Origin of the sequence: Affinundibacterium flavidum, assembly GCF_014284175.1 — a bacterium.
GTDB classification, from domain to species: Bacteria; Pseudomonadota; Gammaproteobacteria; order Burkholderiales; family Burkholderiaceae_D; genus Undibacterium; species Undibacterium flavidum.
In genome coordinates this window covers 47,927-61,598 of the sequence record NZ_JACOGA010000002.1, presented here as the reverse complement: position 1 = coordinate 61,598, position 13,672 = coordinate 47,927, and the positions used below count along the sequence as shown (strand labels likewise).

The 13,672-nt window shown below is 46.4% G+C and carries 11 protein-coding genes; 7 read left to right on the top strand and 4 right to left on the bottom strand.

Annotated elements, in window-relative coordinates:
* Positions 1-70: 70 nt before the first annotated feature.
* The gene (locus H8K55_RS02135) at positions 71-1,507 is read right to left on the bottom strand and encodes a glycoside hydrolase family 19 protein (RefSeq protein WP_186940384.1); all 1,437 of its coding nucleotides are present in this window, start codon (positions 1,505-1,507) and stop codon (positions 71-73) included.
* A 161-nt stretch (positions 1,508-1,668) separates the two neighbouring features.
* On the bottom strand, positions 1,669-4,062 hold the full coding sequence (locus H8K55_RS02130; protein ID WP_230408455.1) for a chitinase C-terminal domain-containing protein: 2,394 nt from the start codon (positions 4,060-4,062) through the stop codon (positions 1,669-1,671).
* A gap of 564 nt (positions 4,063-4,626) precedes the next feature.
* Here H8K55_RS02130 and H8K55_RS02125 point away from each other — a divergent pair.
* Entirely contained in the window at positions 4,627-5,670 is a 1,044-nt protein-coding gene (locus tag H8K55_RS02125; RefSeq protein ID WP_186940383.1) for an isopenicillin N synthase family dioxygenase, read from the top strand.
* The gene (locus H8K55_RS02120) at positions 5,658-6,317 is read left to right on the top strand and encodes a LysE family translocator (protein WP_186940382.1); all 660 of its coding nucleotides are present in this window, start codon (positions 5,658-5,660) and stop codon (positions 6,315-6,317) included. Before H8K55_RS02125 ends, H8K55_RS02120 begins: the two co-directional genes overlap by 13 nt.
* 111 nt (positions 6,318-6,428) lie before the next feature.
* On the opposite strand, the gene H8K55_RS02115 is transcribed toward H8K55_RS02120, so the two are convergent.
* Positions 6,429-6,794: a VOC family protein gene (locus H8K55_RS02115; RefSeq protein WP_186940381.1), complete on the bottom strand. Its 366-nt coding sequence runs from the start codon at positions 6,792-6,794 to the stop codon at positions 6,429-6,431.
* 112 nt (positions 6,795-6,906) lie between these two features.
* Positions 6,907-7,398 (bottom strand): response regulator, encoded by a 492-nt coding sequence (locus tag H8K55_RS02110; protein ID WP_186940380.1) that lies wholly within the window; start codon positions 7,396-7,398, stop codon positions 6,907-6,909.
* A gap of 265 nt (positions 7,399-7,663) precedes the next feature.
* On the opposite strand from H8K55_RS02110, the gene ybiB reads away from it, so the two are divergent.
* From ybiB to dnaG, 5 genes are all read left to right on the top strand, one after another.
* Positions 7,664-8,653 carry a DNA-binding protein YbiB gene (gene ybiB, locus H8K55_RS02105; protein ID WP_186940379.1) on the top strand — a complete coding sequence of 330 codons (990 nt, stop codon included), beginning with the start codon at positions 7,664-7,666 and terminating at the stop codon, positions 8,651-8,653.
* A gap of 129 nt (positions 8,654-8,782) precedes the next feature.
* Positions 8,783-10,003 carry a BaiN/RdsA family NAD(P)/FAD-dependent oxidoreductase gene (locus tag H8K55_RS02100; RefSeq protein ID WP_186940378.1) on the top strand — a complete coding sequence of 407 codons (1,221 nt, stop codon included), beginning with the start codon at positions 8,783-8,785 and terminating at the stop codon, positions 10,001-10,003.
* A 209-nt stretch (positions 10,004-10,212) separates the two neighbouring features.
* Complete coding sequence (gene rpsU, locus H8K55_RS02095; RefSeq protein ID WP_186891961.1) at positions 10,213-10,425, top strand: 30S ribosomal protein S21; 213 nt, start codon at positions 10,213-10,215, stop codon at positions 10,423-10,425.
* Between the two features lie 165 nt (positions 10,426-10,590).
* Positions 10,591-11,037 carry a GatB/YqeY domain-containing protein gene (locus H8K55_RS02090; RefSeq protein ID WP_186940377.1) on the top strand — a complete coding sequence of 149 codons (447 nt, stop codon included), beginning with the start codon at positions 10,591-10,593 and terminating at the stop codon, positions 11,035-11,037.
* Positions 11,038-11,122: 85 nt separating this feature from the next.
* Entirely contained in the window at positions 11,123-12,919 is a 1,797-nt protein-coding gene (dnaG, locus tag H8K55_RS02085) for a DNA primase (protein ID WP_186940376.1), read from the top strand.
* Positions 12,920-13,672: the final 753 nt, after the last annotated feature.

Sequence of the window (13,672 nt, the reverse complement as noted above, 5' to 3'; positions counted from 1 at the left end):
GCATCACACCGGCCGTGCTGATGTGATGCCGGCTTTGCGCTTTCGATGTGCACGGCACATCGTTAGATTTTTACTTTAAAACGACTTTGAAATAATATTCAACGCACTTGACGTAATCTCCCGCTTTTAAAGCATTAAACGGGGTTTGATAATTGACCAGTTTGCAGGCATAACTTTTCCCATCCGCGCGGGTTGGGTCATAGCTCCAGTCTTGTTCCCAATTGAGTAGTTGCGCGCCACCACCATTCGCCGGGAACGGTTTTTGTGTTGCGCAACTGAGTGCTTCCGTGGTGGGGACTGGCACTGTAAAATAATTGGCCATGCTTTTGTAATAGCTGATGCGATTAGTTGCTTGTGGTTTATCTGTGCCTGAATTGCATTCGATACCGCCATTGATGATGTTAATGGTGGCACCAAAACCTGCTGTGATATTGGCAGCAGCGTCGGCTGCATTCGGTTTCCAAGTACCATCAATCACGTGCAACATAGATGGTTTTGGTGGCTGTGGATAGACATAGAAAAATACTGCAGATGCCAAGTTGAGCCAGGTGTCGGCAACTAGTTCAGGTTTATCTAATAGCGTACGCACGGTGCCAAACATCGCATCAGAGAAAGGACCATAGTTGTAGTTGTAGGACAGTTGTTTTGCACCACGGCCGTAATATTTTTTAAAACTACCATTCGGATTTTTGCCACAAGGCCAGGTTTGCCCTTGCCAGGTAGCTGGATCACATTCGGCGTTATAACCGCAACTCGTATCGTCATCACGACATCCGGCTTCTTTTAAAAAATACAGACCTTGACGCCATTGTGGTGTGGCTGAATTAGGGTCATGTGCACCGGTTTCTTGGGCAAAGTGGGCAAACATGGTGGCTAAACCTTTGCGACAAATCGCATCGGCATTCCGGCCATCGCTATAGTCTGCGCATACCGCTGGAAACTTAGCAATCGCTTGTAGAAAACGGACATAGGTATAACTTTGGTCGCGCATTACAAACAGGGTTTGCCAGTCATTAGATGAAAGCAAGCGTTCCACGCGTTTGACATTCACCGGGTTGGCGGCTCTTCCAGGTGTAACGGCTTCCACCGATGCGGTATCTAGCGTACGCACTGAAGCTTTGATTTGTTGAAAAAGTGGGCTGGAAGTTTTACTGATTTCTGCTGCTTCAGCCTCTTGTTTGGTGGGAATGCCTTTTGGTGTTCCGGTGCCTGGATCCGTATTGCCATCGAAAGTACATTCACCAGTCGGACGAGTTTCCCAGACATCATTTTTACCCGGTTCATTATTTTGCGTCCACCATTTAGCACGCCAGTTGGTGTTGTTAGCGATGACGTAATCACCTTTGAGATAGACTTTACTGGCCTGCCAATTACCGCAAGCTGGTAATGCTGCAGCGTTGCTGGGAAGTGGCGTTGCAGCGTAGGTATCAACCTGGTTTAATAAAGCACCACCAAACAGTAAAAAACTGAGGAGTGCTTTTGAGATATTTTGATTTTGTAATGCCATGATATTTTCTCCAAAATCGTGTGCAGAAAATGCGTTTAAGATCCAATGACAGTGCTATAAAAGCGCTATAAAAGTGCTACAGAAGCACATACGAGACACCTGACTTTCAGCGAGATACGAGTCAGGTGTCACGGGTTGGATTGCGTGTTTGGGAAGGCTGTTTATTTTATGTAAGCGAGATGCGGCTGTTCGCTACGAATGGCATACGGCTTACCGTTAATATAAACCGCGAAATTCGTTGGCCCGGAAATCGGTAAGTAATAAACGACAGCGATAGAAGTACTGCCGCCAGGAGGCAAGGTGCTCCAACTTGGTAACTTAACAGACACACGATGCAAGTCGCCTGTTAATCCACCAATATTATTTCCGGTGTGACCAGAACTGATTACCTTCATGCCAAAGCCAGATTGATCTGCCATGGTGTTTGGTGACGAGGTTGGAATATCGAATTGAAACTCAGTACCACCAGGTAAAGTAAATGTCGAATTATTCGTGATTTTTAAAGTGGGATTGATAGGGTAGTTTGCATCACCTAATTTGTAGCCGCTGAGTTCGAAGCGAACGTCTATCGCACCACGAGTTGCTGCTTGTGTACTGAGCTTATTCGCGTATGCCGGCGCATTGAGAAAGGCTGTATTAAACAAGCGGGTTAAAGTGCTACCCATGAAATATTCACCTTGCCCATTATTGCGGGAGGCATTCCAGTCGTAGTCGCCAGCCAGCTCCCAAAACATGACACCACCTATGCCATGATCAATAATCCACTGGGCTTTTTTCTGTACCGAGGTTTCGTCTTCCGTCGATAAGAATACGGCTTTTTGTGCATTCCATAACCAAGGGGCGACCAGAGTCGCATTGTAATAACGGGTGTAAGTGCCAGTCAGTTTGTCATCAGGATCTGTTGCTGGTGTCAGGCCATAGCTGGCGATATAAGTGCCGGACTGATTGCGTTCCAAATTCTTAGCATGCCACATAGGATTTCCACCACCACCTAATTCTTTGCCTTGCTCATCCAGGTCGTGCCAGATATTGTCAATACCAACTGCGCCACCACCGCAATTGGGAACACCAGTCGGGCAATTGCTGCCGATGGATTTACCCCAGAGACCATTAGTGCCACCAGTGACGCCTTTCCAACCACGGGTGTAATAAGGAACGCCCATATTGATACGACCTGATTGCATCGCTCCACGGAAATAGTGGAAAGCCCAGTCCGTATTCAAATGACCAATACCGCCGTACTGAGGAGAGGTGTAGACACTCCAACGCACTAATTCTGCATCTTTACCATCATCAAACAAGGCGGCATTCGGACCAACAAATTCATTCCATGCGCCATGCAAGTCATAGCTCATGATGTTGGCAAAATCCAGATATTGCAGGGCAGAGAAATTTTCCATACCACGCAATAAATAGCCAGATGCTGGCGCGGCAACGGTCACTTGATAATAGCGATTATCGATGACTGCGGCCGTATCCAATTTCTCTCTGAGCGTTTTGAGTAAAGTCCCATAACTGCGCATCAAACCAGCGCGGCGTGCATTCGCAATAGTCCAATCGCTAGGATTACCTGCATCTTTCATCGATGTTGGATATTCGTAATCAATATCAACACCATCGAAATTGTATTTGCGTAAGAAGGCTACTACTGAATCGGCAAACGTATTGATGCCTGCGGTATTGATAGAACCATCTGCGTTGGTTGTCATACTGTAGAAACCGCCGCTATTGACCCGCTTGCCAGTCGCATCGAAATAACCACCGGTTTCGGCCCAGCCGCCGACTGAGATCAGAGTTTTGACATTGGGGTATTGTTTCTTGAATTTATTGAGTAAATTGAAGTGGCCTTTGTAACTCAATGCAGGATCCATTTCAGCACCAGCAACACCTGGCCATTGCATACCAGTCGCAGAATTATTCGGATCTGTTTCACTACCAACAGAGATCTTGTTGGCACCATCAACATGCGCGAATGCGAAGTTGATGTGGCTGAGTTTATCCCATGGAATATTGTGCGCAAGGTAGGATGGACTGCCATCTTTGCCAGTACGCCAACTGGTGAAATAACCTATGATGCGACGTTTTAAATTGCCTATTTTTTCACGGCCATTGGTGTCGTAAGCGAGACAGTAAGGTGTATTGGTATTGGCGGTGGCGAGCATGCCGTCGGGGCGGCAGAGTGCATGTCCTGTTGGCGCAGGTACGGTCGTGAGAACGGGGTCTGACGTACCTAGATCGCCCGTGCCACCTCCACAGTCACCGATTAATTTCCAAGGGCTATCCGCACTGGTACTGGGTGTATTCCCTTGCGTCCACCATTTGGCACTCCATTCTTTATTGTCATAAGACGCTTTCATGCCGCCTGTGTAGACAGTGCTTGCATTCCATGCGGGCGAGGTGCATGCAGCAAGCGTCGTTATTTTGGTGACGTTAGCGCGACTTGTTTTGAATGGATTTTTAAGTGCGCTTGAAGCGGTATCTGTGGCTAGTGCCGAGATAGAGGTGCTGACGGCGAGCGTGAATAACGCCAGCCGGATTGTTGCTGTGTGTGTCATTTGTCTTCCCCATTTTTTGGATATATGCCTGAATTTTCGGTTCCAGACTTAACCTGAAAATTTCATCTATGACCTGTTGAATAGCTCAAGCTATTTCTATGTCCAGGCAGGATGAGAAATTTCCCTCCCCCTTTGTTGATCCCACTTTTACATTGGGTGTCACAAAGCTCTCAGGATTCACTATTTGCCTATCAATAACTTGTTGATGGCTTATTATGGTTTTGTAGTGGTATTAATTTGGTGTGAATCCAATGTGAGCCAGTTTATCGTCACACTTTCAATATGCAAGTGGTTTTTTGAAATTTGTTTATTGATTGAACTAGTAGCAACATTGTTACTATGTTTGGTTTTCATTTCCTATTTTGAAAAAGGAAAGTGGTATGGCGTACCTAATTTAGTCGCTAGGTGAAAATTGTTTTTATTCAGCTTGGATCAGGGATTTAATGCGCGGTGAATTGGGCGAAAATTGGCGCAAAGTAGAAGAACCGACTTGAATTTTTGAGCTTCCTATATGTTTTCTCTTTTTGATATCATGCTCTTTTTTCAATAAGAGAAGGGATGTATATGATTCCAGTCATTGATCTTTCTGAAGTCAGACGTTATCCAAATGATGCCACTTTGGTGAAATCCTTAGATACTGCGCTCACGCAGACTGGTTTTTGCTATTTGAAAAACCATGGCATCGCACCAGAAATGATTGCGGCTGCACAAGCCGCCGCTTTGCATTTCTTTTCGTTGTCGGAAAAATTTAAGAGTCAGTACGATATCGCGAAGGCGCCGCGACACTCGGGCTATGTCGGTTTTTCTGAGAATGGCATGTATGCCGATGAGGCAATGCGTTTATACGAAGCCTATGACATCGGCTTGGAATTGCCGGCGCAGGACAAGGATTTTTTAGAGGGAAATATTTTCTATGGCCCGAATACTTGGCCGGATTTATTGGGCTTTAAGAGAGCGGTATACAGCTATTACGAAGCGATCAGTTTCTTGGCAAAGTTATTGACGCATACGATCGAAGCCGCGCTCGATTTACGCTTCAACACCTTGACGAATATGATGCGTAAACCAACCGCACAGTTGCGTTTGATTCATTACCCAGAAAACCAAGTAGCCTGCCGTGAAGCCCATAGTCACAGCATGATGGGCGCCCATACCGATTACGAATTTTTTACCTTGCTATATCAAACCATGCCGGGTCTGCAGACGGTGAATGTGAAAGGGGAATGGCTGGACGCACCGCCGCTTCCTGATACCTTGGTGATGAATGTCGGCGACATGGCCGAAGTCATTTCTGGTGGTCGTTATCGCTCTAACCCGCACCGTGTTTTAAACACTGGTAAGGAGCGGTTCTCAATGCCATTTTTCGCTGCATTCGACTATCAGTCAGAGATACGTCCGATGGTGGCGACTTCAAGGCATGGACTGCCAAGTTTGATAGCGGGTGAGCATCTGTTGCAACAAGTGAGTCAAGACTTTTCTTACTTGCGCATGAATATCCAAGAGAAAGACACAGCCCAAGGGTTGGCCGTCCTGCCCGAAGCTGAATTGCTACAGGCAAAGCAAATGCGAAATCCATTTTTAAAAGGAAAAACGACATGGATCAACTAAGTGTAATGTTCACTGTGATCGCTGCAGGTTTATTATTGAGCGCATCACCCGGGCCTTCTATGGCCTATGTTTTATCCCGAAGCGTGCAGTTTGGTTCTGCCGGTGGTTTAGCATCATCTCTTGGCTTAGCGGTAGGGGGCATGCTGCACGCCTTATTTGCAGCCTTAGGATTGAGCTTGGTCGCCGTCAAATTTCCATGGCTATTGCAGGTGATTAAATACTTGGGCGCGGCTTATCTGGCTTATCTGGCCTACGATTCTTTGCGTGCTGCATTTGAATCGGAGACACAACAAGCGTCGACAGACGTGGAAAAAACTGAATCTCAGGCGTCAACAAATTTGATCGCACGCGAGGCCTATTGGCGCTTGTTTTTGAATGGTGTCTTGATTGAGTTGAGTAATCCAAAAACGATTATTTTTTTCTTGTCGTTCATGCCGCAATTTGTGCATCAACATTCGGCAATGGGAATGTTTTTCCTATCGTCTTTGATTCCCATTACGGCGATCCCGGCAGATTTGCTGGCGATCTTTGCGGGTGGAATTATTGCCAGTCGGGTGCGGTCACATTACTGGCTAGTGCGGGCTATTAATATTGCTGTTGCCGTCGTTTTATTGGGAATTGCGGCAATGGTACTTTTTCTGGATTGAACGTTAGAAATAGTAGCGAGGCAGGCGAACTAAACAGGTAAATCAACCAAACCAACCAAGCTAAATCAATCCGATCCATGTTGGTTGGTGGCGCAGCGGCGCGAGTAACATTCAACGCACTGCGCTAGGATCAAAATGGGGATTCTGGATAATCCCAAAACGATTGCCAAATGGATCCTGCACTGCTGCCACCAGAATTCCTCCACCTACGTCGGTGACTGCCTCTAGCGTCGTACCACCTAAACTAAGAAGGCGCTGCATCGCTTCATGTGCATCCGCCACTCCCCACAATGCTTGTGCTCCCTGTGTTCCGGCAACCGCATCCGGTATCAGTCCTAATTCGAAGCCACCGACATTGAACCCCACATAAAAAGCCTCGTCAAAATAGGGAGCTTGTCCTAATACTTCGGTGTACCAAGCTTTGCCAGCGGCGATGTCGTTGACCGGATAAATGACGGTGCGTAATCCTAATATCATGTTGTGGGTTCCTGGTTGATTTGATTTGCTGGCGCAGCCTTATTCACAACAGACGCATATTATTTCGTCATTTCGTCTATTGTGAAATAGGTAGTAGTGTCACTTCATAGTGTCACTTGACGACTGGTTTTGGTGCTTTTTCTGTCAGTACTAAGTCCAACATCTGAATGATTTTCTCGCGCGTAATTGGTTTTTCAAAACTCGCATGCACTTTGAGACCCTGAATTCGTGCAATCTTTTCCGCCAGATTTAAAATAGGCCCGTTGTAGTTGGATAGATTCCAATGCTTATCGACTGGTGGTACCAGATTGTGGCCAGAAATAATTAGAATATCAGCTTGGCATGCATCCAGCGCTAAATGGCTTAACAATTCCATTCCGCCTAATTGCGGCATACACAAGTCGCAAATGATCAAATTCGGGCGCGGATGAGCTTGTCTATAAGTATTGAGCCCCTCAAATCCATTCAGTGCGCGGGTAACAGAGCCAACACCCAAGTCACGGAGTGTTACTTGCATAAGCTCTAGCAAAAATTCGTCGTCATCAACTAAGAGCACATGCAATTTGGCATACTCGGCATTAGCATCGGGGTTTTGGGTCATCATGATCAGGCAGGTATTTGAGAAAGATGAAAACAAGTATAGCGAAAGATGACAATAAACGACAATTATTTGGGTAAATATGCGCTGCAATTTTGCCGCATGCACAGACTTCCTTTGCTAACGTTGGTTTTTGATCTTGTCTGTCGAGTTTAGGCGCGCGATGGAGGCACGGCTTATTTGAGTGGATGACAGATCCACACTTAATATTGTTCGACCTTGTCTGTTGGCGAGTCTGTTCCTAATTGCTGAGCCAGTGTAAGCTAGCGCTATGAAAAATACACAAGATAAATTGAGTGCAGAGCCCTTTCTCGCCGCTGCCTACATAAAAGAAATTGGTCGCGGCAAAGAGGGGGCGCGTAACTTGTCGCGAACCGATGCCTGTCAGCTGTACGCATCAATACTGGATGGTCGCGTATCTGATCTGGAGCTAGGTGCGATCTTAATAGCGATGCGGATCAAAAGTGAAACGATAGACGAGATTGCTGGTTTTATGGATGCAGTTGAACAGAGATTACCTCTATTGCATGCGCCACAAGAAAGTCCATTTGCGCCTATCGTGATTCCGAGCTACAACGGTGCCCGCAAGCGTCCGAATTTGACGCCTTTGTTGGCGATGTTATTGGCACGTGAGGGTGTTCCCGTATTGGTCCATGGTCTTGAACAAGATGCAGGTCGGGTCACTAGCGCAGCGATCTTCTCAGCTTTGGGAGTGGAACTGTCGTTGGATGCCAAGCATGCTGAGCAGCAGATGGCGAGTAAGCATTTGGCATTTATACCTCTGCTAGCGCTATCTCCCTCTATGCATAAGATTTTGATGTTGCGAAAAATTTTGGGTTTGCGCAATTCTACGCATACCTTGGTTAAAATTTTGCAACCATTTGAGCAAGCTGCAGTGCGCCTCAGTTCGTACACGCATCCCGAATATCAGGTGACGCTCGATGCCTATTTCAGACAATTAGCGCCAGTAGAGCGCGGTACGGCATTGTTAATGCGTGGCACAGAAGGTGAGGCTGTCGCCAGCACGGCACGCTCGCAACGTATCGATAAATACCATTCAGGCGTATGTGAAACTTTGGAAGAAACTGACACGCAATTGATTGCAGAGCCAGAAAGCCTACCCATAGATATCAGCGCGGACGCTACCGCGACGTGGATTGCCGATGTACTGGCCGGTAAGCACGCCATTCCAGTCAATATAGAAAGGCAAGTTGCACATTGCTTACGCCTTGCCAAGGAGCTCAAAGCAAGTGCAATTTAGGCTACTTTTAGGCTGCTAATAGCCCTTCGATGTCGTGTCGGTCTGAGTGATGCAGAGATATCTGCAGTTTTCTATTACAATGCGCGCCTTATTCAATTTTTATGCAATTTCCAGCATTGAAGGTACATGATGACGACAGAAAAGACCTCGCAATTTGATGTGGTCGTGATTGGTGCTGGTGCCGCGGGTATGATGTGTGCTGCGGTTGCTGGGCAAGCTGGTAAATCGGTATTGGTGATTGATCATGCCAGCAAATTAGCAGAAAAAATCCGTATTTCTGGTGGCGGGCGCTGCAACTTCACTAATATGCATGCGACCCCAAACAATTTTCTTTCTGATAATGCGCACTTTTGTAAAAGCGCATTGGCGCGCTATACACCACAAGATTTTTTGAGTTTAGTGAAGCGGTACAAAATCGCGTTTCATGAAAAGCATAAAGGGCAATTGTTTTGTGACGACAGCGCAGAAGATATTATCCGCATGTTGAAATCTGAATGCGACCTAGGGAAAGTGCAATGGCGCATGCCGTGCGCAGTCAGCGAGGTTCTTCAATCCGAGCAGGGCTTTGTCATTCATACTGACCGTGGGCCGGTGATTGCCTCAAATCTGGTCATTGCTACCGGTGGCTTATCGATTCCCAAAATTGGCGCAACGGATTTTTCCTATCGCATCGCAAAACAATTCGACTTAAAAATCGTCGAGCCCAGGCCCGCTCTGGTACCTTTGACATTTGATGCGCAGACTTGGGAGCCTTTCGTGCCTTTGTCAGGGATTTCTCTGGAAGTTGACATCGAGACTGGGGAGAAAAAGAACAAGATCGTATTTCGTGAAGATTTGCTATTTACGCATAGGGGTTTGTCAGGGCCCGCGATTTTGCAAATTTCTAGCTATTGGTCTTCAGGACAAAGCATACGTGTCAATTTATTGCCAGAGCTGGATATCGCGGAAGAGTTAATTGCTGCAAAAACAACGACAAAGAAAAATTTGGCGAATTTTCTCGCCGCTTATTTGCCTGCTCGTCTCGTGGATGGCTTATTGCTGGCCCACGGATTTGATGGCAATTTGAAGATAGCCGATATGCAGGATAAACGTTTGCGCCAACTCGGTGAAAAGTTGAATCGTTGGGAATTGGTACCTAACGGTTCAGAAGGCTATCGAAAAGCTGAAGTGACTCGTGGTGGCGTGAACACGCGTGAATTGTCTCAACAATCAATGATGGTAAATAAGGTGCCCGGTTTGTATTTTATTGGTGAGGCGGTGGATGTGACTGGTTGGCTAGGGGGATTTAATTTTCAGTGGGCTTGGGCATCTGGGGTAGCTGCAGGTAAAGCGATTGGTGAATTGAATTGAAGCTTAGTGCGCGACCTACCTATAATTACTCATAGAGCTCCTTTGCGCTCAGTAGTTAGAAAGAGTTGTCCTTTAATTCATCGAGGCATAATGCGCGTGTTCATTTGCCACACTTTTTTGCATAAGTTTTCATCAGTTGACTTCCCTATTTAGAAAAATCCTGTTATGATTTCGGTCTTCCTATAATTTTTAACTGGTTCCGAACTTACATGACCACAATTCGCCTTAAAGAAAACGAGCCGTTCGAAGTCGCCATGCGTCGCTTCAAGCGCACCATCGAAAAGACCGGTCTGTTGACCGAATTGCGCGCTCGCGAGTTTTATGAAAAACCAACTGCAGAACGCAAACGTCGTTTGGCAGCAGCTGTTAAACGTCACTACAAACGTATTCGTAGTCAGCAATTGCCTAAGAAGATGTATTAATTCTGTCTGGCATTGAGTGGTTTCATATCAACTTAATGCCTCACGGTTTTCATCTGCTTTAGGTTTGCATGCCCGCTCCGGTGTACCGCAGCGGGCTTTGTTATTTTCATTGTTTATTTCTTGTAGTTCGCTTGACTGTAAGAAAGCATAATTTCAGAGGGCATCATGAGCTTAAAAGATCAAATCACCGACGATATGAAGGCAGCAATGCGTGCCAAAGATACGGCGAAGTTGAGCGCAATTCGTTTAATCACGGCTGCGATGAAGCAAAAAGAAGTAGATGAGCGTGTTGAATTGAATGACACCATGGTGTTAGCAATCATCGAAAAGATGATCAAACAACGCAAAGATTCAATCACCCAATTTGAGGCCGGTGGACGCCAAGACTTGGCAGATATTGAAAAAGCCGAAATGGCGATTTTGTCAGCTTATATGCCAGCAGGTTTGAGTGAGGCTGAAATGCAAGCGGCAGTTAACGATGCAGTGGCAGAAGTCGGTGCAACTGGTCCACAGGATATGGGCAAACTAATGGCTGTATTGAAACCAAAATTGGCGGGGCGGGCAGATATGACCGTTGTTTCTGCTATGGTAAAGGCTGCATTAGCTAAGTAATTTCCCTTTTGTTGTTGTGTGATTGCGGCTTCGGGGTGAAATCTTTCCGAGGCCGTGTTCGTTTTTATTCCATGAGATTGTTTGCGTGATTCCACAAAGTTTTATTCAAGATTTGCTTGCCCGCGTTGATATAGTCGATGTGGTTGGTAAGTACGTGCAATTGAAAAAAGGTGGCGCTAACTACATGGGTTTGTGCCCGTTTCATAACGAAAAATCCCCTAGTTTTACGGTTAGTCCTACCAAGCAGTTTTATCATTGTTTTGGCTGTGGTGCGCATGGAACGTCCATCGGGTTCTTGATGGAGTATTCCGGTATGAATTTTGTCGATGCGGTCAAGGATTTGGCGCTCAATAGTGGCATGGTTGTGCCGGATGATGATCGCATGTTGCCAGCGCAAAGAGCGGAAGTCACTGCGAAAAGCCTGGCCTTGAGTGAAGTTATGACCAAGGCCTGTGATTATTATCGCCAACAATTACGTGGCGCGGATAAGGCAATACAGTATTTGAAAAAACGCGGGGTTACCGGCGAAATCGCTGCGCGTTTTGGTCTGGGCTATGCGCCAGATGGCTGGGATAGTTTGCGCTCGGTTTTTGTTGAATATAGTGCGCATGCGCTGGCAGAAGCTGGGATGGTGATTGATAAAAGTGATGACGAAGGTGCGCATCGTAAGCGTTATGATCGATTTCGTGATCGCATTATGTTCCCGATTCGCAATACCAAGGGGCAGGTTATCGGTTTCGGTGGGCGTATTCTGGATCAGGGTGAACCGAAGTATTTAAATTCTCCTGAGACGCCTCTCTATCAAAAAGGGCTCGAACTATACGGATTGTTCGAGGCGCGTCAGGCCATTCGTGATGCCGGTTATGTGTTGGTCACTGAAGGTTATATGGATGTGGTCGCACTGGCGCAACTTGGTTTTCCGCAAGCTGTCGCCACTTTAGGTACTGCATGTACGCCAACCCATGTGCAAAAATTATTGCGTCAGACCGATCATGTGGTGTTTAGTTTTGACGGCGATAGTGCCGGGCGGCGAGCCGCGCGGCGAGCATTGGATGCCTGCTTGGCGCATGTGAATGACAATAAGATCATAAAGTTTTTGTTTTTGCCAGTCGAGCATGATCCTGATAGTTTTGTGCGTGAATTTGGTGCTGAGGCGTTTGCTGCTGAAGTACAAAATGCCATGCCTTTGTCGCAATTTTTTATTAAGGAAGTTAGTGCTGAGAATGATTTGAGTACTGCTGAAGGGCGTGCAAAAACACAATTTGATGCTAAGCCTTTATTGCAACAAATGGCGCCGTCTGGATTGCGCTTGCAATTAGTGCGTAATTTAGCGCAGATTACGCAATCAACTGCGTCTGAAATTGAAAGCCTTTTTGAGTTAAGTCAGCCGGTTGCACGGGTAAAAATTGCTCCGCCGAAAAGTCGTCGTAGTGCACCTGTTGGTTTGGAGCGACAAGTCATGCGAATTTTGGTCGCACATCCCTCGCTGGCTGTCATGATGACTCCGGCAATGATGGAGTGTGCTGCCCGAATTGCGCCAGATGGTGCTGAAATGCTAAAACAATTAGTATTAATTGCACAGCCTATGGGCGATCAGGCGAATTTCGCGGCTTTGGCAGAAAATCTGCGGGCGACAAGTGCTGATTTTGATCCGCTAATTGCAGAAATCGCAGAGCAAACCGAGTCCGAAATTGACGTAGTTAGCATGGAGTTAGCAGGGGCTTTGCGGCAGATGCGTACACAAGTGCTAAAAATGGAAATGGAACAATTGGCGCAACGTGGTTTGCGCGATCCAGTGGATGTTGCGCGTTATCGAGAAATTATGCAATTGCAAGATGCAATTCGGCGCGAGGCTGAGGCGGAAGCGGCTGGTGGCCTGTAAGACAAAATTCGATAGAGTGTGTCGGAACTAGCCGGATTAGTTAGCCTTCAATTTAGCTGTTTGTTGGATTTGTTGTTCGGTTTTGCTCGGAAAGTGTAGAAATAGTATGACCGTTTTCTAATGGTAAGGCGTAGGCGGCTAGTGTTGATGTGCTAATTAAGGGCGCGCCGGATTGAGTAAAAGAGTGGCAAGTGATATAATTAAAGGCTTTCGATTCAAGGTCTTAGGTTGTTTTCATTCTTCGTTGTGGGCATCCAGATAATGCTTGTTAATGACAGGAATGTGTTGTTTAGGTGAGCATATGCTCCTCCGAGTAACCCAAAACACCGATGCAAAGAAAAGTTGCGTTTGAATTTAGGATAAATGCACTGTCCCGCAGTATTCACTGCTAACAAAGTGTAGTTTTATAGAATTCAAAATAGACTTCTTAGCTTCGGTTGGTTTGATTCAATGGCTAGTGCAATGAAGAAACCCGCGAAAAAACTGACATCCGTAGTTACGAAGAGCTCGACCCAAACTGCCGCCGCAAAAAAAACGGCCAGTACTTCAACGAAGGCAACTTCTAAAGTGCCCGCAAAATTAGCCAGTAAAGTGGCGACTAAAGTGGCGACTAAGTCTGCACCTAAGCCCGCAGTGAAGACAACAACTAAGCCAGCAGCGAAGGCAACAACAAAGCAAGCTGTTAAATCTCCGGTCAAAGCCGTGAATAAAGCACCAGCAAAGTCTGCAGTAAAGCCAGCCCTTAAATCTGTC

What these genes read in the sequence shown, in the direction of transcription:
- ybiB (WP_186940379.1), top strand. Translation starts at nt 7,664, where the DNA reads ATGAAAAATACACAAGATAAATTGAGTGCAGAGCCCTTTCTCGCCGCT.
- H8K55_RS02130 (WP_230408455.1), bottom strand. Translation starts at nt 4,062, where the DNA reads ATGACACACACAGCAACAATCCGGCTGGCGTTATTCACGCTCGCCGTC.
- H8K55_RS02135 (WP_186940384.1), bottom strand. Translation starts at nt 1,507, where the DNA reads ATGGCATTACAAAATCAAAATATCTCAAAAGCACTCCTCAGTTTTTTA.
- rpsU (WP_186891961.1), top strand. Translation starts at nt 10,213, where the DNA reads ATGACCACAATTCGCCTTAAAGAAAACGAGCCGTTCGAAGTCGCCATG.
- H8K55_RS02100 (WP_186940378.1), top strand. Translation starts at nt 8,783, where the DNA reads ATGACGACAGAAAAGACCTCGCAATTTGATGTGGTCGTGATTGGTGCT.
- H8K55_RS02120 (WP_186940382.1), top strand. Translation starts at nt 5,658, where the DNA reads ATGGATCAACTAAGTGTAATGTTCACTGTGATCGCTGCAGGTTTATTA.
- H8K55_RS02110 (WP_186940380.1), bottom strand. Translation starts at nt 7,398, where the DNA reads ATGATGACCCAAAACCCCGATGCTAATGCCGAGTATGCCAAATTGCAT.
- H8K55_RS02115 (WP_186940381.1), bottom strand. Translation starts at nt 6,794, where the DNA reads ATGATATTAGGATTACGCACCGTCATTTATCCGGTCAACGACATCGCC.
- H8K55_RS02090 (WP_186940377.1), top strand. Translation starts at nt 10,591, where the DNA reads ATGAGCTTAAAAGATCAAATCACCGACGATATGAAGGCAGCAATGCGT.
- H8K55_RS02125 (WP_186940383.1), top strand. Translation starts at nt 4,627, where the DNA reads ATGATTCCAGTCATTGATCTTTCTGAAGTCAGACGTTATCCAAATGAT.